Here is a 19672-nt window from a genome sequence, read left to right as displayed (position 1 = left end):
GGTTCCTCAGTCCTTGTCGAACTCGGCGTCGATGACGTCGTCGTCACCGCCACCGCCGGTCGGGCCGCCCCCGGTGGTGTCCTGGCCGGGACCGCCCGTGGCGGCGCCGCCCTGATGCGCCACCAGCCCTGCCAGCACCTGCTGGAGTTCGGAGGTCAGGGGCCGCACCCGCTCCACGCCTGCCTCCTCCTTGACCGCCGCCCGGGCATCCGACGCCAGCATCTCGGCGCGTGCCTTCTCGTGCGCGGGTGCGGCGTCGCCCAGCTCGGCGAGGCGCCTCTCGACCTGGTACGCGACGGCGTCGAGCTCGTTGCGGGCGTCGACGGCCTCGCGCAGCGCCTGGTCCTGGCCCCGGTTGCGCTCGGCCTCCTGGACCATGCGTTCGACCTCGCTGCGGTCGAGGTTGGAGCTCTCGGTGATGGTGATGCCCTGTTCCTTGCCGGTGTCCCGGTCGCGGGCCCTGACGTTGAGAATGCCGTTGGCGTCGACGTCGAAGGTGACCTCGATCTGCGGTTCGCCGCGCGGCGCCGGGCGGATGTCGGTGAGCTGGAAGCGGCCGAGCACCCGGTTGTCGGCGGCCCGTTCACGCTCGCCCTGGAGGACCACCACATCGACGGCCGGCTGGTTGTCCTCAGCGGTGGAAAAGGTCTCGGCGCGGCGCACCGGGATGGTGGTGTTCCGCTCGATGATCTTCGTCATCACGCCGCCGCGCGTCTCGACACCCAGCGACAAGGGTGTGACGTCGAGCAGCAGGACGTCCTTGACCTCGCCCTTGAGCACCCCGGCCTGGATCGCAGCGCCCAGGGCCACGACCTCATCGGGGTTGACGCTCATATTGGGTTCCTTGCCGCCGGTCAGCCGACGCACGAGGGCCTGGACGGCAGGGATGCGGGTGGATCCGCCGACGAGGATGACCTCGTCGATGTCGCTCTCGCCGACCTTGGCGTCGGCCATGGCCTGCTGGACCGGTCCCAGGCACCGCTCCACCAGGTCGCTGGTGATCTGCTCGAACGTGGACCGCATGATCGAGTCGGTGAGGTGCTTGGGGCCCGAGGCGTCGGCGGTGATGAACGGCAGGCTGACCTGCGTCTGCGTCACCGAACTGAGCTCGGTCTTGGCCTTCTCCGCCGCCTCGAACAGGCGTTGCAGGGCCTGCGGATCCTTGCGCAGATCGATGCCGTTCTCCTTCTGGAAGTCGTCCGCGAGGTAATCCACCAGCCGCCGGTCGAAGTCGTCACCGCCCAGGTGGCTGTCACCCGCTGTGGACCGCACCTCCACCACGCCGTCGCCGACGTCGAGGATGCTCACATCGAAGGTGCCGCCGCCCAGGTCGAAGACAAGCACCGTCTCGTGCTGCTTCTTGTCCATGCCGTACGCGAGGGCCGCCGCGGTCGGCTCGTTGATGATCCGCAGCACCTCCAGACCCGCGATCCGTCCGGCGTCCTTGGTGGCGGTGCGCTGGGCGTCGTTGAAGTAGGCGGGCACCGTGATGACCGCCTCCGTGACCCGTTCCCCCAGCTGCTTGGAGGCGTCGTCGGCGAGTTTGCGCAGCACCTGTGCGCTGATCTCCTCAGGCGCGTACAGCTTGTCGCGCACCTTGAAGCGGGCCGCCCCGCCGTCGCCCTCGACGACGTCGTAGGCCACCGCCCTGGCCTCGTCGGAGATCTCGTCGAAGTGCCGGCCGATGAACCGCTTGGCCGAGTAGATGGTGCCTTTGGGGTTGAGGATCGCCTGGCGCCGGGCCAGCTGGCCCACCAGACGCTCGCCGGTGTCGGTGAAGGCCACCACGGATGGTGTCGTGCGGTTGCCCTCGCTGTTGGGCACGACGGACGGCTCGCCGCCCTCCCACACGGCGATCACCGAGTTGGTGGTGCCCAGGTCGATACCCACTGCCTTGGCCATGAGGAACTCCTCCCGGTGCGGCGGCATGCGCCGGCACTGCGGATCCGATCGTTCAGGTATGCGGAGGACGTCCGCCGACGCCGGTGGTCAACCCGCCGAGCAGCCGTACGGCCTCGTCGGCGACCCTTTCGTCCACGACGACGTCGTACCGGCTGGGCTCCATCGAGCGGACGGAGGCGAAGTCCCGGCGGCCGCCCTGCAGGGCGTACAGCAGCAGTCCGAACAGCGCGCCCACGATCGCTCCGAAAATCAGGCCGTAGAGGGCGACGAGTAGGGCCGAGACGAGGGGGTCCACCCAGTCGACCAGGCCGAAGAGCCAGCCGATCAGCGCACCGGGCAGGGCCCCGCTCGCCGCTCCGTGCAGGGCGGCCCTGCCGTAGTCCATACGGCCGATGACCTGCTCGACGAGGCGGACGTCCTGGCCGATGATGGCCACCCTCTGCACGGGAAACCCCTGGTCCGAGAGGAGGTCGACGACGCGTTCGGCTTCCTGGTACGTCTCGTACGTGGCAACGGGCCTGCGAGGCTGCTCGGTCATCGCCCAGTCCTTCCTGCCGGTGCGCACGGTGGCCCCCGGCACGCCCCAGACTCGCGAACCGAGCAGCTCTACGCCTGCACCCGGCAGGTCAAAGAACAACAGAGCCCGTCGCCCCGCGAGCACGAGACGAGGACTCCGAACGTCTCGGGTAAGTTGGTCGGAGGGGCGTACAGGAAGGGTCGCTGTCACCTCGCGGCGGGCTCGGGGGAAGGGAAAAATCCCATGACCGGCTGCTGGGCCCGGAACGTGTACCGCCAGCTCGGGGAGAACGGAGTGATCCCATGGCCGGCAGCCGGGCGCACAACCTGTACCGTCGCCGCTCCGACCGGGACGGCAGCTATCCTCGGGGCAGCGCCGGGCGGCACCCCACGGCCGCGCGAAGAGGGCCCCGCCCACGCGTTCCCACCCCAGCCGACCATGCCCTCCACGAACTGATGGTGCTCTCCCGCGCCCTGTTCGACACCCGGGACGAAGGCGAGATCCTGCGCCTGGCCATGGACCACGTAGCCGCCGCAGGGCCATACAGCGCCGAGGCCGGATACCTCAGGGTGGACGGCGACCTGGTCCCCAGCCCGAGGGACGGGCAGATCCATGCCTTGGCCCTGGACCGGAGGGTGCGGGAGCTGGCCGGGGAAGACGGCCCTGTGCCCGTACCCGGCCAGCCCTGGGGCCAGGCCCTGGGGCTGCGCGGTCTTGAGGGACTCCACGGCTACCTTGTGGTGACGTCCCGCTGCCGGCCCACCGAGGCCGAGCGATCCCTGCTCGCCACGCTCGTCCGGCACACCGCTGCTGCTCTGTCAGTCGCCTTCGCACACCGCCGCCACCGCGAGGACGCGCTGGAGCTGTACCGGCTGAGGGAGGAACGGACAGCCCTCCAGCGGCAGCTGATCTCCGTCGTGGCTGAGCTTGGGTTCCAGCGGGCCGTTCACGCGCTCATGGCCGACGTCGCTGCCTCAGGCGGTGGCGAAGAAGCCATCACCCGCGCGCTGCACGGGCTCACTGGACTCCCCGCGCTGGTCGAGGACCGCTTCGGTCGGCTGAGGTCCTGGGCCGGCCCCAGCCGCCCCGACCCCTATCCGGAACCGGACCCCGTGCGCCAGGACGAAATGCTGCACGCCGTCGCCCGGGAGGTCGGGCCGGTGCGGGTAAAGGACCGGCTGATCAGCCTGGTCCGCCCGCACGGCGAGATCCTGGGCGTGCTGGGCCTGGTCGATGCCCGGGGCGAGGCCGACGAGCACACCGTGCTCGCACTGGAACACGCCGCCAAGTCGCTCGCCCTGGAGCTGGCGCACCTGCGTAGTCTGGCCGAAGTGGAGCTGAGGCTGCACCGCGAACTGGTCGACGACCTCCTGGCAGGGACGGGCGAGGCTAGCGCCTACGCCCGGTCCGAGGCAGTCGGACACGATCTGCACCGCAGCCACTACGTCGTCGTGGTGCAGTGGCCGAACCGGACGGCGGACGATTCCTTCGCGCAGACCGTGGGCCGGGCGGCCTCTGCCGTGGGCATGCGCTCGCTGCTGACCCGACGTTCCGACCATGTGGTCCTGGTCGCCGACGCCAGGCCGCACGCCCGCGCTCTGTACGAGGCGCTCGCCCGGGAGACCGGGACACGGTCCGGGACGATCGGGGTGAGCGCCCCTTGCGACTCCCTGGACGACATCCCCCACCGCTACCAGGAGGCGCAGCGCGCCCTGGAAGTGCGCCGCCACTCCCGCGAGCGCTACGGCACGACGTTCTTCGACGAGCTTGGCCTCTACCGCATCCTGGGACCTGGCAACGATTACCGTGAGCTAGAGACGTTCGTCCACGAGTGGCTCGGGCGGCTGATCGACTACGACTCCCGGCACCACGCGGCCATGGTGGAGACCCTGTCCCGGTACTTCGACTGCGGCGGCAACTACGACGAGACCGCCGAATCCCTCGCGATCCACCGCAGCACGCTGCGCTATCGGCTCCAGCGCATCCGCGACATCAGCGGCAACGACCTCGCGAACGTCGAGGACCGGCTCAACCTCCAAGTGGCGACCCGAGTGTGGAAAATCGTGCTGGGCGGACCCCGCTGAATCCCTGCTAGAACTGTTGTGCGAGTGGCGCCAGCGGCAGTTGGTCGGGCTGCCCTGTTACAGCGATGGTCCTGCAGCTCAGCGGGAATGTCCTCGGCGCGCATGCCCAGGGCGCGCAGCAGCCCGTACAGGGCGCGTTCGGCCGGCACGCGGCGTTCGTTGTCGTAGCCGAACAGGTCGATGAACAGGACGCGGCCAGGGAACCAGCCCTGCTGCCGGGCGCGCTCAGCGGTCTGCACCACCAGTTCGGTCTTGCCGACCCCGGGCAGTCCCGCCACCGCCACGCGTGCCGTCTCCCCCCGGCCCTGAGCGGGGTCGAGAGCCGTGAGCAGCTCCTTCAGCGGCTCATCGCGGCCGGTGAACGTGGGGGTGCGGTCGGGCAGACCGGACAGCGCTTGGTCGATCGTGTGGGGCAATTGCACGGTGATGTCCCGGCCCTGGATCACCGCCTGGAAGAACACCCCGCCGCTGATCCGGTTCGGCACCGGCCCATCCCCCTCGCGGTGCGTGTCGTCCATCTCGGCCAGCTCTGGGCCGCCTCCGACGCAGGGGCGGTCGGGGGTGCCGTGGTGAAGGAGATCCCAGAGAAGTCCTGCCCTGCACCGTGGGCCCGTGGAAGGTGCCACCGCTGATGGTGTTGTGCACCTCGCCGTCAGTACGCACCAGCTTTGCCCGCTCGTGCCGCTGTTCCAGCCCCGCGCGGAAGTCCACCTCCCTGGCGGCCCGCAGCGCCAACGCCGTACTCAGCGCCTGCGCCAGCGCCGGAACGTCAGGTACCTCCTCCAGCGCCGCCAACTCCTGCTCCCCGGAATCCGCCGCGGAGTCACCGGCGGAGCCGTGCCCGCGGACGAACGGGCGCCGCACCAGGACACTCAGGCCCGCCCACGCCTGCCGGCCGATCTCGCCGCCGGCGCCACCCGCCGGGCTCGAATTTCGTCCTTCAGACGATGGACAAGTCGGCGCTCATCGGGCTGGCCAAGGGACTTGCCCGGGAGCTGGGGCCGCTAGGGATCACCGCCGCCATCGTGGACCCGGGCCCGATCGACACCGACATGAACCCGGCCGACGGCGAGACCGCCGACTTCCAGCGATCCCTCACCGCCCTGGGGCGTTACGGCGAGGCGGAGGACATCGCCGCTGCGGTGGCCTACCTGGCGGGTCCAGGCGGCCGCTATATCACCGGCACCGCCCTCGCCGTGGACGGTGGGTACACCACCTGAACGCGAGCTGTCCTTGTCCATTCGCGGCCCGGCTGGGGGGCGAGTGGACGAGGACCCGACCGTGGCCGCCGGGTGCGGCGTCATGACCAGGCAACCGGGCCCTCCCCCGGCGGGCGAGCACCGGGGGAACTACGTGACCGCAGCCGTGGGGAATTTCGTGCCCGTCCACAGGTCCACGGGAACGCGGAAACATGCGTCGGCCCGCTGGCGGGAGTTTCTGCGGGCCGACGCGAGTGCGTGTGAAGATCAGCAGCCGTTGCGGAGGCGGTTCCAGGTGACCGGGCCGATGATGCCGTCGACACCGATGCCGCAGGCACGCTGGAAGTCGTGAGCGCACGAAGTGCGGACCACGGCTGTCGGCAACCTACTCCGGATGCTCTTGGACCAGGGCGCTCGGGTATCGCACGGCGAGGGCCGCGATGTCGTCGTCGAGCCTGCCGCCGCTGTAGTGGAGCAGATCCCGGTGAAGCCGGTCGAGCAGCTCGCGGGGCGGCGCCGGGTCTTGCCGCCCCATCCAGTCCGGCAGTGGGAAGAACTCGCCGTCGCGGTCCCGGGTCTCCGTTACGCCGTCCGTGTAGAGCAGCAGCTGGTCGCCCGGGGCGAAGGGGACGGTGTCGACGAAGTAGTGGTCTCCGATGAGCGTCGCGAGGTTGAGGGGCGGCGAGGGGGTGGTGGGCTCCAGGACGCGGATCTCGCCGCGGTGTACCAGCAGCGGCGGGGGATGCCCGCAGTTGAGAAGTCTGAGGTGGCCGCTGCCGTGCGGGATCTCGGCGATGAGGGCGGTTGCAAAGCGCTCCGGCAGGTCCTGGGCGGGGAACGTGTCGATGTGGCGGGCGATGCTGGTCTCCAAGCGCCGGATGACGCCCCTCAGGTCGGGTTCGTCGTACGCGGCCTCCCTGAACGAGTTGATCACCGCCGAGGCCGTGCCCACCGCGGCCAGGCCCTTGCCGCGTACGTCGCCGATGAGCAGCCGGACCCCGTACTGGGTGGCGGCCGCCTCATAGAAGTCGCCACCGATCCGGGCCTGCTCCTGGGCCGCCCGGTACAGCGACTCGATCTCGACGCCCTCAAGGCGTCGCGGCAGAGGGCGCAGCAGCACCTTCTGGGCTGCGTCAGCGACGAGCCGGACGTGGAAGAGCATCTCCTCCCGCTGAAGTCGGACATGGCTCGCGTATGCGGCCGCCAGGGTGACAGCGACGATTGCAGCCGCTGTGTAAGGCGTTCCCAGGTCGGTGTAGACGAAGCTGAGGCCGATCATGACCAGTAGGCAGAACGTCCCCAACAAGATCGTCGGGAGCACGGGCCACATCGCGGCAGCCAGGGCGGGTGCGGCGGGCAGGAGGCGGCTGAAGGCGATCTCCCTGGGCGTGGAGAATGCCAGGCCGGTGATGACGAGGGTGAGGATCACCGGTGCCAGCAGGTCAGCTTCCCACCCGCCGCCGTAGGGAGGACGACGGTGCCACAGCCGGCCGAGCATGATCACAAAACGCATCATATCGGTTCAAAGCGGGTGTCTGCCTTCGATGGGGCAAGCCGCTCGTCCTCGGTGATCAGCAGCTTGGACCGCGGCCACGCGGTCCGCTCGATCGCGGCCCCCGCCCTGGCCCATCCGCCCGGGATGCCAGGCGAAGGCCCGGGGCCAGGTGCTCGCCCCTGCCGAGGAGCCGGCAACAAGCCACCAACGTCATCGACCTGCTGTCGGTCCTGCAGGGCAACCTCGACCAGCCCGGGTGCCGGGGCGGACCGCGGGCGAGTCGGCTGCCCTGCATGAGCCGGCCGAAGGTGCTCGATGATCGACCGCCTGGAGCCCACGGCGAAGCCCTTGGTGCCGGGTGGCGCGTCGGACTACGTGGACGTCGATGGCCTGGAGAGAGCCGTGGGCGATGGCCATGGTGCGGTACCCCGCGTCCAGCCACGCCCTTGCGGACCGGGGGTGAGCCGCGGCGGTGCGGGACGGCACCTGCAGGCCGGCGAGGCTGTCTGCCGAAGAGCAGCGGGCACCCAGGGCCGACTGTCCAGGGGGGCCTGCTGTGCATCGGTCAGTCGGTGGCGGGGGCTGTGTCCGTGGCGGAGTTCGTGAGGGTGTCGAGTCGGGCGGCGAGGTCGGGGTGGGTGCGTGTCAAGTGGGGGCGGGTGGCGTTCAGGGGGTGGATGAGGGCAGCGGGGTCGTCATGGGCGAGGGCCGCGTCGAGTTGGCTGAGCGGGAGGCGGGCGGCGGCGGGGAGGTCGGTGAGGGCGGTGATCTGGCCGGCGACGCGGCGCAGGTCGGCGGCGTTGTGGCGGGCCCAGGTGGCGATGGTGCGGTCGGCTGCGCGGCGTTCGCGGGTGGCCTGCACGCGTTGTTCGCCGGTGGATCCGGTGGGACCGGGCCGGTTGCGCAGGTAGCGGCGTTCGGCGGCCTGGCGGCTGGCGACGCCGAGGGGGTGGGCGAGGTCGGCCCAGCTGGCGCCCTCGTGGCGGGCTGTTTCGATCAGGCCGGTTTCCCATCCGGCGAGCTGCTCGCGAATCTGCCGGAGCAGCAGGAGGGAGGCCAAGGCCTGCTCCGGGCCGGCGCCTGCGGCGGCGGGGGCTCCGGAGGTCTCCTGCTGGGCGGCGTGTAGGGCGTTGTTGATGGTTTCCAGAGCCGCCGCGGCGGCGAGAAACGAGGCCGGGGTCTGGGCGTCGGCGCTGGAAGAAGCCGGCTGATCGGCTGCTGTCATGGGCACCTCTCTCGGGCTGTCATCCTTTCGGCGACATCGCGTTTGTCATCCATTGGATGACATGTTACAACGGTGTCAGTGAGGCGCATTGGCAGGTACTGCCCGAACCTTCTGGAGGTGTTTCGCGATGTTGATGCGCACCGATCCCTTCCGTGAGCTCGACCGTCTCGCCCAGCAGCTGATGGGCCCTGGCACCTGGTCGCGGCCGTCCGCGATGGCGATGGACGCCTACCGCGAGGGTGACGAGTACGTGGTGGCCTTCGACCTTCCCGGCGTCAGCGCGGAGGCGATCGACATCGACGTCGAGCGGAACATGCTGACCGTCAGGGCCGAGCGCCGGCCCGCGGCGAAGGCCGACGACGTGCAGATGGAACTGTCGGAACGGCCGCTGGGCGTCTTCTCCCGCCAGATCGTGCTGGCCGACACGCTGGACACCGAGCGCATCAAGGCCGACTACGACGCCGGGGTGCTCACCCTGCGTATCCCGATCGCCGAGCGCGCCAAGCCCCGCAAGATCGCCATCGGCGGGGAATCCTCCCGCAGGGAGATCTCCGGCTGAGCCGGGCGGCGACCCGGGCCGATCAGCAGCGGAGGACGGGCACCTGATCTCCCCTCACCCGTCCTCCGCACCCACCGGACTCGAGAAGGGTGGCGGCCGAGGTGACCCTGCGATGGGAAGCGTTCCTCGACCACGTGAAGGAACGCGGCGCGTACGGGAGCCGGCAGGAAGCAGAACGCACGGCCCGCGTGGTGCTCGCCCTGCTGGGCGCACACCTGGTCGGCGAGGTGCGGGCCCAGCTCGCGGCGCGCCTGCCGGAGGACTTCGCCCTGATCCTGCTCAACCCGCTGCAGAGCGCCGAACCGCTGCCACCGGAGCGGTTCGTGCGGGCGACGGCGGCCTGGATCGACGGGGCCACCGAACAGACCGCGGCCTGGGACGTCAGCGCCGTCCTCAGCACGGTCGCCGACGCCGCCGACGACGACCTGCTCAAGCAGATCCTGCTCCAGCTCCCCGCAGGCTACGACCTGCTCTTCGGCCGCCCTCAGCCCACCTGACCACCCACGCACCCGGTGTCCGCACGCACCCGCCGGGCACCGGGCACGACGACCTCGGCGACAGAAAGGCAACCACCGCAGTGATGTCCGACCGGCGTGCACCGCTCCACCACCTGTCCGTGATGACGTTCGAGCAGATGCTGGAGAAGGTCCGTTACGAAGGCGCCTACCCCACCCGGGAACGGGCCGAGGAAGCCGTCCGCCTGGTCGTTTCGGGGCTTGGGCGCCAGCTGACGGGCGATGAACGCGTCGATCTGGCCGCGCGTCTGCCTCTTGAAGCCGCACGCATCCTCACCGATCAGATCCCCGACACCCAGCCCCTGACCGGCTGGGCCTTCGTCAAAGACCTCGCCGTCCGCACCGGCGCCTCCCCCGCCACCACCCGATGGGACACCGGATCCGTCCTCGCGACCATCGCCTCCTTGGCCGGCCCCGAACTGCTCACCCGCATCCTGCGCCAGCTCCCCTCCGGCTACGCGCTTCTGTTCGGCCGAGCCGAACTCACCCAAGCCGTCTGAGTAGCCGTTCCTGACGTCGCCTCGCCGGGGCAGGGCAGGCGTCACGATGGCGACCCGCGCAGGACAGGGGTGGGATCAAGGCCTGGAGGTCTTCGCCGCACCTGCCCGATCGCGGCCAACCGCTGCCCCTCGTCGTCGATGCCGGCCGGCAACCGGCGGACCGTGAAGGACGCCCCCTTCGACGCTGGTCGGCAGGCGGCCGGCGGGAAGCCGTCCGCCGTGCATCGTTGGCCGTCACCGAGAGGACGAGGTCGGCCAGGCGCCCCATGGTTTTCCGTGCCGTCGGCCAGGCCGCGCTGCCGCATCGGCTCGGCCTCCAGGACAGTCAGCGATGGTGTCTGCCCGTGCGTCTGCTGTTCGACCGGCGGCCGCCAGCAGCAGGCTGCGGTTGTCCCGCGCCATCCGGCGATCGTCATCGACGCCAACAGCCGCCTCGTCGAGGCGATCGGGATCCCGCCGCCCGGCAGCCGCAACGACTGCCGGGCGGTTGCCGAGTACGAGTACCGGTGTCGCGGGCCTGCCGCGGAGCCCCGGCCGTCGCCAACGGCGGCTGCCAGGGCACCGGCGCCCTTGTCCCGCACCGCAAACGGCGTGGCCGGAAGCGTCTCAGCCCGCTGCAGGAGGCAGAGGGTCCCCGTGGGTGGAGTCAGGCGGACTCGGTGGGGAGGCCTGCCTCCACCCAGTCCTGGATGCCCTCGCGGTACTTACGGACGTTGGTGTATCCGAGAGAGGTGAGCCGGTCGGCGACTTGTCCGCTGTTGGGGCACGCCGGGTTGGAGCAGTAGGTGACGATCGCGGCGTCGCGGTCGGGGAGCTGGGCGGACGCCTTGGCATCCACTTCGGCCAGGACCAGTTCGAGTGCACCAGGCAGATGCTGCTTGGCGTAGTACTCGCCGCCCAGAGTGTCGACGACGGTCACGCTGCCCGCGTCCATGGCTGTCTTCAGCTCGTCTCGTGAGATGAGTGCGGTCATACCTGCGCCTTTCAGGAATCGGACTATAGTCCGGTTGTGGCTCACGACGATAACGGACTGCAGTCCGATTCTGCAATGCTGCTGGAACTCCTGCGCACTCCGCCCCCAAAAGAGCAAGCGCGATCAGCACGCAACCGCGCCGCCGTACTCGACGCGGCCGCCCGGCTGTTCGCCGAGCACGGGGTGGAAGCGGTATCCATGGACCAGGTGGCCGCAGCCGCCGGCGTCGGTAAGGGCACCCTGTACCGCCGCTTCGGCGACAAGTCGGGGCTGGCCGTCGCCCTCCTTGACGCCCGAGAACGCGTACTGCAAGAGGCGATCCTTTATGGACCGCCACCGCTAGGCCCCGGAGCTGCCGCCGAGGAACGGCTCGCCGCATTCCTCAACGGCTATTTCGACTACCTGCTGGAGAACCTGGCCCTCATCCGCACCTCGGAGACCGCCTCGGTCGGCGCGCGGTACCGGATCGGGGCCTACCGGTTCTGGCACCGCCACACAGCGATCCTGCTGGGCACCACACCCGACCCCGAACACACGGCCCACGTCCTGCTCGCCGCGCTGGCCGCCGAGCACGTAGCCGCACTCCTGCCAGAGCTCGGCGAGCAGCGGATCCGAGCCGGCCTCATCCGCCTCGCCCGCTCCGCGATGCAACCCCCCAGCCCGTAGGACAAGGGTCGAGCAAGTGAACCCACAACCGTTCACGCGACCTCTTGACAAGGTCATGCCGGCACCCAGACAGGCGCTCACCTCATACAGGTCCATCTTCAGGATCCGACGGAATCCTCGCCAGATTGCAGACCGTCATCTCTGCCAGGATGGACCTCATGCGCGTGCTGATGCCCCTGCCCGATCGGGACTTCGACGTCACCGAGGTCGCCGTGCCCTGGCGGCTGCTCACCGACGCCGGGCACGATGTCGTCTTCGCCACGGAACGGGCCGGTACCCGGCCCACGGCGGATCCGCGCCTGCTGACAGGCGTGATCTTTGGGCAGCTGGGCGCCGAGGAGGAGCCCAAGAGCTTCTACGAACAGCTCACCCGGGCACCGGAGTTCACAGACACGGCCGCCTGGGCAGAACTCGACGTGGCGTCGTTCGCCGGGCTCCTCCTGCCGGGTGGCCACGCCCCTGGTATGCGCCAGTACCTGGGCTCACCCGGACTGCAGCACCAGGTAGCCCGTTTTTGGTCGCTCGGACGGCCGGTCGGGGCGATCTGCCACGGCGTGCTGGTCCTCGCCCGAGCCCGGGACGCGGCCACGGGCCGCAGCGTGCTGGCCGACCGGCGGACCACCTGCCTACCCAAGTACATGGAGCGCACAGCCTACTTGACCACCGCCTGGCGTCTGGGCCGCTACTACCGCACCTACACGGCCTACGTGGAAGACGAGGTGCGGTCAGCCCTCGACGACCCGGGCACACAGTTCGCACGCGGACCTCGCGTCCTCAACAGGCGCGGCACCGCGAGCGACGACAGCCACGCGTTCGTCGTCCAGGACGGCGGCTACGTCTCTGCGCGCTGGCCCGGGGACGCCTACCTCTTCGCACGCCGCTTCCTCGAGCTCCTGTCGTCCCGGGTATCGGCCTAGGGCAGGCCCAGGCCCGCACGGCGAGCCGCACCTCCGCCCGCGACATGTCCACGGGCGAACGGGTCGGTCAGCGCTCCCACTCCGGTGCCGCGGCGGGACCTACGACCAGCTCTGCGCGGAGGCCCGCCGGCGCAGCATCCGCGGCCGCTCGTCGATGAACAAGGCGAAGCTCAGGCGCAGGCTCGGGCGCCGACAGCGACGAACACCCCCGGCCCCACTCGAACGGCCGAGCGACTTGGAGCCAGGACGCGCATGGTCAGAGGGGCTGGAGCCGGGTGCGCAGGAGGCAGAATTCGTTGCCTTCCGGGTCGGCCAGGACGTGCCAGCTCTCGGTGCCGGTCTGGCCGATGTCGACGGGCCTGGCGCCGAGAGCGAGCAGGCGCTCCAGCTCGGCGTCCTGGTCGCGGTCGGTGGCGTTGACGTCGATGTGCAGTCGGAGCTTCCCGGTCCGCGGGGCGCTGCTGGGGCTGAGGACGAGGGTGGGCTGCGGGCCGCCGAAGCCGGCGTCGGGCGGCCCGATCTCGATGCTTCCGTCGTCCTCCCGGCCGAGTTCGACGTAGCCGAGGACCTTGCTCCAGAACGCGGCGAGCCGGTCGGGGTCGGCGGCGTCGATGACCAGCTCACTGATGCGGCATGCCATGCCCGTCAGTGTACGGAGACCACCCGAGAGTCGATCGTCGGTCGTGGACTCGCTTCCACGAGCCGAAGCGTTTTGGGGAGGTCCATCCACGGTGTCCCATCTGGAATTCTGTTCAGACAACCGGCAAGGTGCTCAAGGATCTCGCCCGCGGTCTTGGTCCAGCCGTAGGGGCTTGGGGTCGGTGTTCCATGCCGCGATCCAGGCGCGGATGGCCGGTCGCGGCGTTGACGCTTGTCCTTGAGGAGTTCGCGCGGGTCATCGTCCCGGGCGGGAACGTCGGCATCAGCCTTGGGTGCCTTGCGGGTGGTCGACGCGTTGTGCCGGGCCGGTGTCGGCGATGTCCTGGGCCCACGCCTTGCTCCATGCGTCCAGAGGTTCGAGCGCTGCGAGCAGTTCCCGCCCCCGGTGGGTCAGCGCATAACCGGCAGGGGGATCGGCGGCCACCAGCCCTGCTTCGTCGAGCTCAACGAGACGGTCGCGCAGCACGCTGGACGACATCCGATCGCACGCCTCCTGCAACGCCCGGAAGCCGAGCGGCTGCGTACGCAACTCCCAGAGCACGCGCAGCATCCAGCGGCGGCCGAGCAGGTCCAGCAGTGCCATGATCGGCCGCCCCGTGCGCGATGACCGCACCGGTCGGCCGGGCAACGGTGTGGGCATTCCCCACCTCCACTATTGCGCTTCCTTTTCCGAAGCATTATGGTCGCTTCGATTTTCGAAGCAGATGTCAGGAGTGCCGTTCATGCCTCACGCCCACACCGGGCCCCGGATCCCGCCCCTGGAACCTCCCTACGACCCGGCCACCAAGACGATGCTCGACAAGTGGATGCCGCCCGACAGCGGGATGGAGCCACTGGCTCTCTTCCGCACGTTCGGCGTGCACGACGAACTCGCCTCCCGCATGCGACCACTCGGCGCCGGCATCCTCGGGCACGGCCGGATCGAGCCACGGCTGCGCGAGGTGATGATCCACCGCACCTGCGCGCTGTGCGGCGCGGAGTACGAATGGGGGGTGCACGCCGCCGCCTTCGCCAAGCCGCTGGGCTTCACCGATGCTCAGCTCCTGTCGACCGTCCACGGCAGCGCCCAGGACCCGGTGTGGTCGCAGGACGAGGCGCTGGTCTTCCGTCTTGCCGACGAGCTGTACACGACGAACACCGTCTCCGATGAGCTGTTCGCCGCCCTGGGCGTGCTGTTCTCGCCCGACCAGATCCTCGAGCTTGTGATCACCGGAGGCTGGTACCGGACGATCTCCTATGTCATCAACACCGCGGAGGTCGAACTGGAGAAATGGGCACCGCGGTTCCCGCGGGGCTAGGACATGACCATGGGCAGGTCTGCCTGGTGGTAGGTGACCGTTCCCGTCGCGCCCATGTCTCGGTACGCGCCGCGAGTGTCAGGTTGCGGACCAGGCGCCCACCCGAGCGTGCGCGACAGCAGTGGGTGTCTTGCCATCAGGCCGGTCCGCCCACCTCGTGCCCCGGAGTGTGGGCACGCCCGAGAGGCGGCGTGTACGGCTGCCGCCCCTCGCCGGGTGGGTGCGGGTCAGGCGACCCAGCCCTTGGTGATGCCGAGGACCGCCGAGCCGTCCAGGTCGGTGACCTTGGTGCCCACGAAGCCGCGGGCCCACTCGGAGGTCTGGAGACGGAAGGCGGGCTCGTCTGCCGTCAGCGCCTCCATCACCGACTCGGCGGCGCCTTCGGCCGTCTGCGAGCCCTCGTGGAACTGCGCCACCGTGCGCTTGATGTAGGCGTTCAACTGAGGCGCGTACACCCCGGCACCGGCGACGGCCTCTTCCAGGTCGACGCCGACGTTGGCGACGAACTCGGTGGCCACGGCGCCGGGCTCGGTCACGGAGACGGACACACCGTGCGCCGCGGCCACGGGGGCCAGGCTCTCCATGTACCCCTCAACGGCGAACTTGGCCGCGCAATAGGCCTCGTTGAAGGGCTGCCCGATGACGCCGCCGACGCTGGTGACGGTGATCAGACGGCCCCCGGAGGCGCGCAGATGGGGCATGGCCGCCTTCGAGACGTTCAGCACGCCGAAAAAGTTGACCTCCATGACCTTGCGGACCTCGGCGACGGACTCGTTCTCCAGTGTGCCGAGGTGTCCGGCGCCGGCGTTGTTGACGACGGCGTCCAGGTGTCCGTAGTCGGCGAGCACACCGTCGATCGCGGACGCGATCGAGGCCTCGTCGGTGACGTCGAGCCGGCGAATGTCGAGCTCCACGCCCGCCTCGGCGGCGGCCTTGCACAGGGCGCCGGAGCGACTGGGATCACGCAGCGTAGCGACCGTCGTCCAGCCGGCACGCGCGGCGGCGACGGCGACGGCGAGGCCGATGCCGGAAGAGGTGCCGGAGATGAGGACGACCTTGGGGGACTGGGTGGACATGGAGGAGACCTTTCGTGACCAGGATGCCGACTCGTTTGAGTGCGTGTACACACACCATAATGCAGTTACGTGCGTGTACACGCAACCGCTAAGCTGACGGCATGCCGAAGAAGAAGCTCGCACAGGCGGAGATGCCTGTGGCCGACCACGCCTTCTACGGGCTGGTCTGGGCCGGGACCGTCCTGACGGACCGCGTGGACCGCGCCCTGAGCAGGGCGCACGACCTTCCGGTCTCCTGGTTCGAGGTCCTGCTCTGGCTGGCCTCCAGCCCCGACCCCGTTCCGGCCTCGGTCCTGGGCAACAGCACCATGCTCAGCCGCAGCCAGGTCTCGCGCGTGGTCGACGCCCTCCAGAGCCGCGGGCTGGTCACCCGCACCCCCTCACCCCGCGACGCCCGATCCGTCGAGGTCTCGCTCACCCCCGAGGGCCACCGGCTCTTCGAGGCGGCCGACGCCACCCGGCGCGAGTGCCTCGCCCCCGTCTTCACCAACCTCCTCAACCAGGACGACCTGCGGGCGCTCAGCACGGTCTGGCAGAAACTCAAGGCCAACAAGGACACGTAGGGCCTGCCGCCGGACCTCCCGCCCACCTCGCGACAGGACCACGTCTGACGCCCCCGCGGTCTCCTGCCGGCCGCCCCGTGCCGCACCTTCCCACCGGCCGACTGCGGGATCGGGCGGGTGAGGACACCCCGCCCGTCACCGCGCAGGCAGGTCGACACCGAAGGCCGCGGGCCCGCTCCCGCCGTGCGGGCGGGACGACCCGTACCAGCGTTCCCGCGGCAGCCCGGAGGGGGCGCCACCGCGTGGATCACGCGCCGGGACTCCGCTGCCGACCGTCGGCTGCGCGCGGAGCGAGCCGGTACGCCGCCTTCGGCCCCGCCCGTCAGCGAGAGTGGCGGCGGACCGCGTCGATGAGCTGATCGATGTCGTCGATGCTGTGGGAGAAAGAGGTGACGAACCGGACGGTCCCCGGTTCCCAGCGGTCGTGGTAGAAGGCGTAGCCCTCGGCGAGGAGTCCTTCGATGACCTTCTGTGCCAGGCGGCAGAAGAGGATGTTGGCTTGGGGGGTGGCAAGCAGGCCGGTGCCGGGGAGGGCTTTGAGGCCGTCGCCGAGCCGGGTGGCCATCGCGTTGGCCCGGCGGGCGTTGTGCAACCACAGGTCGTCGGTGAGGTAGGCGTCGATCTGGGCGGCGTGGAAGCGCATCTTGGAGGCGAGCTGGCCGGCGCGTTTGGCGCGGAAGGCGAGCTCGGTGGCCAGTGCCGGGTCGAAGGAGACGACGGCGTCGGCGGTCATCGCACCGTTCTTGGTCGCGCCGAAGGACAGTACGTCGATGCCGGCCTTCCATGTCATCTCGGCCGGGGTGACGCCGAGGTGGTCGAGGGCGTTGGCGAAGCGGGCGCCGTCCATGTGGACGCGCAGACCGGCGTCCTTGGCGGTGGCGGACAGGCGGCGGATCTCCTCCAGGGTGTAGACGCTGCCGCTCTCGGTGGCCTGGCTGATGCTCACCGCGGATGGCTGCACGCTGTGCACGTCACCGGCGCGGCGACGCACCGCCGCAACCAGCGCATCGGGGTCGATCTTGCAGTCGTCGCCGGGGACGGTGACGAGCTTGGCGCCGCCGGTGAAGAATTCGGGTGCGCCGCATTCGTCGTGATTGATGTGGCTGTCGGGGTGTGACAGCACGCTGCCCCAGGGCGGGGTGAGGGCGGCCAGGCTCAGGCCGTTGGCTGCGGAGCCGGTGGAGACCGGGAAGACATCGACGTCCCGCTCGAAGATCTCGCTCAGCCTGCGACGGGCGCTGTCGGTGAAGGGGTCGTTGCCGTACGGCAGGACCTGCCCGGTGGCCGCGTCGTGGGCGGCCCGGGCTATCTGCGGGGACGCACCGGCCATGTTGTCGCTGGCGAAGGCACGGCTTGAAGGGGTGGTGGTGATGGTGGAGCTCATGAGCGGGTCTTCCCTGGTGTCAGGTGATGGGAGAGGCGAAGACGACGGTGAGGTCTACGTCTTCCGCGCCGGTGCGGTAGAAGTGCGGGGCATCCCCCGCGAAGGCGAGCATGTCGCCGGGGCCCAGGTCCTGCGGGGCGTCGACGGGCCCGGCGGTGACGTGGCCGGTGGCGATGAGCAGGTGCTCGATCGTGCCGGTGGCGTGCGGCACGCCGGGCAGCTCCGTCTCGGGCGGGATGCGCAGCCGCCAGATCTCCAGGCTGTTGCCGCTGCTGATGCGGCGCAGGAGCTCCCGGGAGACCTCGCCGGGCTCGGCATCGGTACCCGGCCGGAAGACCGGCCCGGTGTCGGCGTCTCGCGCCAGGAGGTCGGCGATCGGGATACGCAGGGCGATCGCGATCGCGTCCAGGGTTTCGATCGTCGGATTGCCGTTGCCGGCCTCCAACTGCGACAGCGTGGCCTTGCTCAGCCCGGCGCGCCGGGCCATCTCCGCGGCGCTCATGCCGCGCTGCTGGCGGCGCAGACGAATCTTCGTGCCGACTGCGGCCGCGGTACTGCTCACCGGCTGGCGGCCGGACGGAGGGGGCGTCATCAACGGCTCCTGTGGGTTGCGGTGTAGGACACGCGGATACGGCCCTTCCTTACCTTCAGCGTCGGCAGGACGACCTCGGCCAGGTCGCCGAGGCTACGCACATGCGTGCCCCCGCACGGCGCGGCGTGCAGCATGTCCAGATGCACAACGCGCCGCCCCTCGGCGACGTACCGTGCGAAGACCGGCAGATCGTCGGCTACCGCAGCCGCTGCTTCGGCACGCAGCACGGCCGTCACTTCCTCCCGCCCTTCCGGGCAGGCCAGTCGCTTGTCCGCCTGGGGCACGTGGAACTCGATGCGGGCCTGACCGGGGAAGTGATTGCTGGCGGCCGTCTCCCAGCCCTGCATCCGCCCGACTGCCTCGATGAGGTGTCCGGCGGTGTGCAGCGCGGCGTGCGCCGTCCGCGCCTGAAGATCGATCCGGGACCGCACCGCCTGCCCCTCGGCCAGGGGCGGCAGGCTGCCGCCCTCAGGCGCCATCGCCACCACCAGCCCCGAACCGCTGTCCCGGACCGGGACGATCTCTGCGTCCTCAAGCCAGCCCGAGTCGGCGGGCTGGCCGCCGCCCTGCGGATGGAACAGGCAGCGCTCGACGGCAGCCCACGGCAGCCCCTCCTGCTCTCCGACCGCGATCACCCGCGTATCGACCTGTTCCAGGTAGGTGTCATCGAGGTAGACGCTGGTTTGTGCGCCACCCCGGAGTGTCTCGATTGGGCGAACCATGCGTTCACTATACCGAACCCACCGAGATGGTGAACCTATCGTTCATTTTACTGAACGACGCACCCACTCCTTCCGGGCGCCTTCCGGTTGCGCGCACCGCGCATTCCTCAAGCACGAACCACTGCCGCGGTAGGTGCCGGATTTGGTGCGGCAGACCCGCCAGCATGATCGTCGCGACCTGCGGCGGGGCGTTCCGGCCGCTGGGCGAGATGTACGCGTCTACTGCGCCGGCGCCGGGAACTCGACGCCGCCGAGGCGGAACCCGACCCACGCGGCAGAGTGGACGTCACACTGGAGGGGTTGGCGGATCTCGTCATCGAACAGGGGCACCTCGCCGCCGTGTTGCAGAGCGATCCCGTGGTGCGCGCCGTGGTCGCCGACTCCCGACTACCCGAATACGTGGTCCCGGCCCGTCGGCAATGCGTCCACGTCCCGACCGCGCAGGAACTGGACGCGAGGCTCTGCCGGTTGGAATCCCCACGCCCTTGCGGATCAGCTCCCGGTCGACGTCATCGAGGTAGAAGAACCGCCCCGACTCCGGACGCGCCGGCTCCTCCACGAACCGCCCTATGCCTTTGGCCGGGCGACCAGCGCCGGGCTTGCCGCACCCTGATCACGTTCGTGGCGGCGTAACTTGCCCGATGGCCTGGATTGGCGACGGCCGGTCACGGACCTGTTGCGGGTTCCGGCACCGCGACGCCTGCTTTCGGCGAACGGGAGATTTCAAACCTGTTAGTCACACCGAGATGACCTGCAGGAATACCGTCTGTCCTCGCTCGGCAAGCGGGCAAGACCTACCAGGTACCGGGCACCGCGTCCGGAGAA

At 70.0% G+C, this 19672-nt stretch carries 22 protein-coding genes and 1 pseudogene; 10 read left to right on the top strand and 13 right to left on the bottom strand.

The features are described from left to right. Positions 1 to 6 precede the first annotated feature (6 nt). Together dnaK and ACZ562_RS32400 are read right to left on the bottom strand one after the other, a co-directional pair. Complete coding sequence (dnaK, locus tag ACZ562_RS32405) at positions 7 to 1902, bottom strand: molecular chaperone DnaK (protein ID WP_471186521.1); 1896 nt, start codon at positions 1900 to 1902, stop codon at positions 7 to 9. Between the two features lie 52 nt (positions 1903 to 1954). Beyond that, entirely contained in the window at positions 1955 to 2440 is a 486-nt protein-coding gene (locus ACZ562_RS32400; protein WP_471186518.1) for a YflT domain-containing protein, read from the bottom strand. A 281-nt stretch (positions 2441 to 2721) separates the two neighbouring features. Between ACZ562_RS32400 and ACZ562_RS32395 the strand changes: the two genes are divergently transcribed. Continuing rightward, positions 2722 to 4503, top strand: coding sequence for a PucR family transcriptional regulator (locus tag ACZ562_RS32395; protein ID WP_471186515.1), 1782 nt, complete (start codon positions 2722 to 2724; stop codon positions 4501 to 4503). Here the strand turns inward: ACZ562_RS32395 and ACZ562_RS32390 are convergent. Then, complete coding sequence (locus ACZ562_RS32390) at positions 4386 to 5021, bottom strand: ATP-binding protein (protein WP_471186512.1); 636 nt, start codon at positions 5019 to 5021, stop codon at positions 4386 to 4388. The genes ACZ562_RS32395 and ACZ562_RS32390 overlap by 118 nt on opposite strands. A gap of 429 nt (positions 5022 to 5450) precedes the next feature. Between ACZ562_RS32390 and ACZ562_RS32385 the strand changes: the two genes are divergently transcribed. Then, positions 5451 to 5723, top strand: coding sequence for an SDR family oxidoreductase (locus ACZ562_RS32385; protein ID WP_471186509.1), 273 nt, complete (start codon positions 5451 to 5453; stop codon positions 5721 to 5723). Positions 5724 to 5969: 246 nt separating this feature from the next. Here the strand turns inward: ACZ562_RS32385 and ACZ562_RS32380 are convergent, their stop codons facing one another. The 3 genes from ACZ562_RS32380 to ACZ562_RS32370 form a co-directional block, all read right to left on the bottom strand. Beyond that, positions 5970 to 6074, bottom strand: a complete 105-nt coding sequence (locus ACZ562_RS32380) for a peptidoglycan-binding domain-containing protein (RefSeq protein WP_471186507.1) — start codon at positions 6072 to 6074, stop codon at positions 5970 to 5972. A gap of 13 nt (positions 6075 to 6087) precedes the next feature. After that, positions 6088 to 7206 (bottom strand): PP2C family protein-serine/threonine phosphatase, encoded by a 1119-nt coding sequence (locus ACZ562_RS32375; RefSeq protein ID WP_471186504.1) that lies wholly within the window; start codon positions 7204 to 7206, stop codon positions 6088 to 6090. Positions 7207 to 7762: 556 nt separating this feature from the next. Then, positions 7763 to 8422 carry a type III effector protein gene (locus ACZ562_RS32370; RefSeq protein ID WP_471186501.1) on the bottom strand — a complete coding sequence of 220 codons (660 nt, stop codon included), beginning with the start codon at positions 8420 to 8422 and terminating at the stop codon, positions 7763 to 7765. A gap of 127 nt (positions 8423 to 8549) precedes the next feature. On the opposite strand from ACZ562_RS32370, the gene ACZ562_RS32365 reads away from it, so the two are divergent. The 4 genes and pseudogenes from ACZ562_RS32365 to ACZ562_RS32350 form a co-directional block, all read left to right on the top strand. Beyond that, on the top strand, positions 8550 to 8981 hold the full coding sequence (locus tag ACZ562_RS32365; protein ID WP_471186498.1) for an Hsp20/alpha crystallin family protein: 432 nt from the start codon (positions 8550 to 8552) through the stop codon (positions 8979 to 8981). 101 nt (positions 8982 to 9082) lie between these two features. Next, entirely contained in the window at positions 9083 to 9478 is a 396-nt protein-coding gene (locus ACZ562_RS32360; protein ID WP_471186495.1) for a DUF2267 domain-containing protein, read from the top strand. Between the two features lie 83 nt (positions 9479 to 9561). Beyond that, the gene (locus tag ACZ562_RS32355; RefSeq protein WP_471186492.1) at positions 9562 to 9996 is read left to right on the top strand and encodes a DUF2267 domain-containing protein; all 435 of its coding nucleotides are present in this window, start codon (positions 9562 to 9564) and stop codon (positions 9994 to 9996) included. A 408-nt stretch (positions 9997 to 10404) separates the two neighbouring features. Next, positions 10405 to 10625: pseudogene (locus ACZ562_RS32350) on the top strand (IS5/IS1182 family transposase); the annotation flags it as partial. Between the two features lie 17 nt (positions 10626 to 10642). Here ACZ562_RS32350 and ACZ562_RS32345 read toward each other — a convergent pair. Beyond that, the gene (locus ACZ562_RS32345; RefSeq protein ID WP_471186489.1) at positions 10643 to 10969 is read right to left on the bottom strand and encodes a rhodanese-like domain-containing protein; all 327 of its coding nucleotides are present in this window, start codon (positions 10967 to 10969) and stop codon (positions 10643 to 10645) included. A gap of 36 nt (positions 10970 to 11005) precedes the next feature. On the opposite strand from ACZ562_RS32345, the gene ACZ562_RS32340 reads away from it, so the two are divergent. Then, on the top strand, positions 11006 to 11635 hold the full coding sequence (locus ACZ562_RS32340; protein ID WP_471186486.1) for a TetR/AcrR family transcriptional regulator: 630 nt from the start codon (positions 11006 to 11008) through the stop codon (positions 11633 to 11635). A 158-nt stretch (positions 11636 to 11793) separates the two neighbouring features. Further along, positions 11794 to 12552: a type 1 glutamine amidotransferase domain-containing protein gene (locus ACZ562_RS32335; RefSeq protein WP_471186483.1), complete on the top strand. Its 759-nt coding sequence runs from the start codon at positions 11794 to 11796 to the stop codon at positions 12550 to 12552. 256 nt (positions 12553 to 12808) lie between these two features. On the opposite strand, the gene ACZ562_RS32330 is transcribed toward ACZ562_RS32335, so the two are convergent. Further along, on the bottom strand, positions 12809 to 13192 hold the full coding sequence (locus ACZ562_RS32330) for a VOC family protein (RefSeq protein ID WP_471186480.1): 384 nt from the start codon (positions 13190 to 13192) through the stop codon (positions 12809 to 12811). A 282-nt stretch (positions 13193 to 13474) separates the two neighbouring features. Further along, positions 13475 to 13795, bottom strand: coding sequence for a winged helix-turn-helix transcriptional regulator (locus ACZ562_RS32325; protein ID WP_471186477.1), 321 nt, complete (start codon positions 13793 to 13795; stop codon positions 13475 to 13477). Positions 13796 to 13934: 139 nt separating this feature from the next. On the opposite strand from ACZ562_RS32325, the gene ACZ562_RS32320 reads away from it, so the two are divergent. Further along, positions 13935 to 14510 carry a carboxymuconolactone decarboxylase family protein gene (locus ACZ562_RS32320; RefSeq protein WP_471186475.1) on the top strand — a complete coding sequence of 192 codons (576 nt, stop codon included), beginning with the start codon at positions 13935 to 13937 and terminating at the stop codon, positions 14508 to 14510. 227 nt (positions 14511 to 14737) lie between these two features. Here the strand turns inward: ACZ562_RS32320 and ACZ562_RS32315 are convergent, their stop codons facing one another. After that, positions 14738 to 15586 (bottom strand): SDR family NAD(P)-dependent oxidoreductase, encoded by an 849-nt coding sequence (locus ACZ562_RS32315; RefSeq protein ID WP_471186472.1) that lies wholly within the window; start codon positions 15584 to 15586, stop codon positions 14738 to 14740. A gap of 101 nt (positions 15587 to 15687) precedes the next feature. On the opposite strand from ACZ562_RS32315, the gene ACZ562_RS32310 reads away from it, so the two are divergent. Continuing rightward, a complete protein-coding gene (locus tag ACZ562_RS32310; RefSeq protein ID WP_471186469.1) occupies positions 15688 to 16149 on the top strand; it encodes a MarR family winged helix-turn-helix transcriptional regulator in 462 nt (153 codons plus the stop codon). A 322-nt stretch (positions 16150 to 16471) separates the two neighbouring features. On the opposite strand, the gene ACZ562_RS32305 is transcribed toward ACZ562_RS32310, so the two are convergent. From ACZ562_RS32305 to ACZ562_RS32295, 3 genes are read right to left on the bottom strand one after another with little or no spacing between them, the layout of a single operon-like run. Then, a complete protein-coding gene (locus tag ACZ562_RS32305; protein WP_471186466.1) occupies positions 16472 to 17533 on the bottom strand; it encodes a threonine aldolase family protein in 1062 nt (353 codons plus the stop codon). A 19-nt stretch (positions 17534 to 17552) separates the two neighbouring features. After that, the gene (locus ACZ562_RS32300) at positions 17553 to 18125 is read right to left on the bottom strand and encodes a helix-turn-helix domain-containing protein (protein ID WP_471186463.1); all 573 of its coding nucleotides are present in this window, start codon (positions 18123 to 18125) and stop codon (positions 17553 to 17555) included. After that, on the bottom strand, positions 18125 to 18847 hold the full coding sequence (locus tag ACZ562_RS32295; protein ID WP_471186460.1) for an alanyl-tRNA editing protein: 723 nt from the start codon (positions 18845 to 18847) through the stop codon (positions 18125 to 18127). The genes ACZ562_RS32300 and ACZ562_RS32295 overlap by 1 nt, the downstream gene beginning before the upstream one ends. Positions 18848 to 19672: the final 825 nt, after the last annotated feature.

Source organism: Streptomyces sp. NPDC040410 (assembly GCF_055595715.1).
This window is presented reverse-complemented; position numbering and strand designations above follow the sequence as displayed.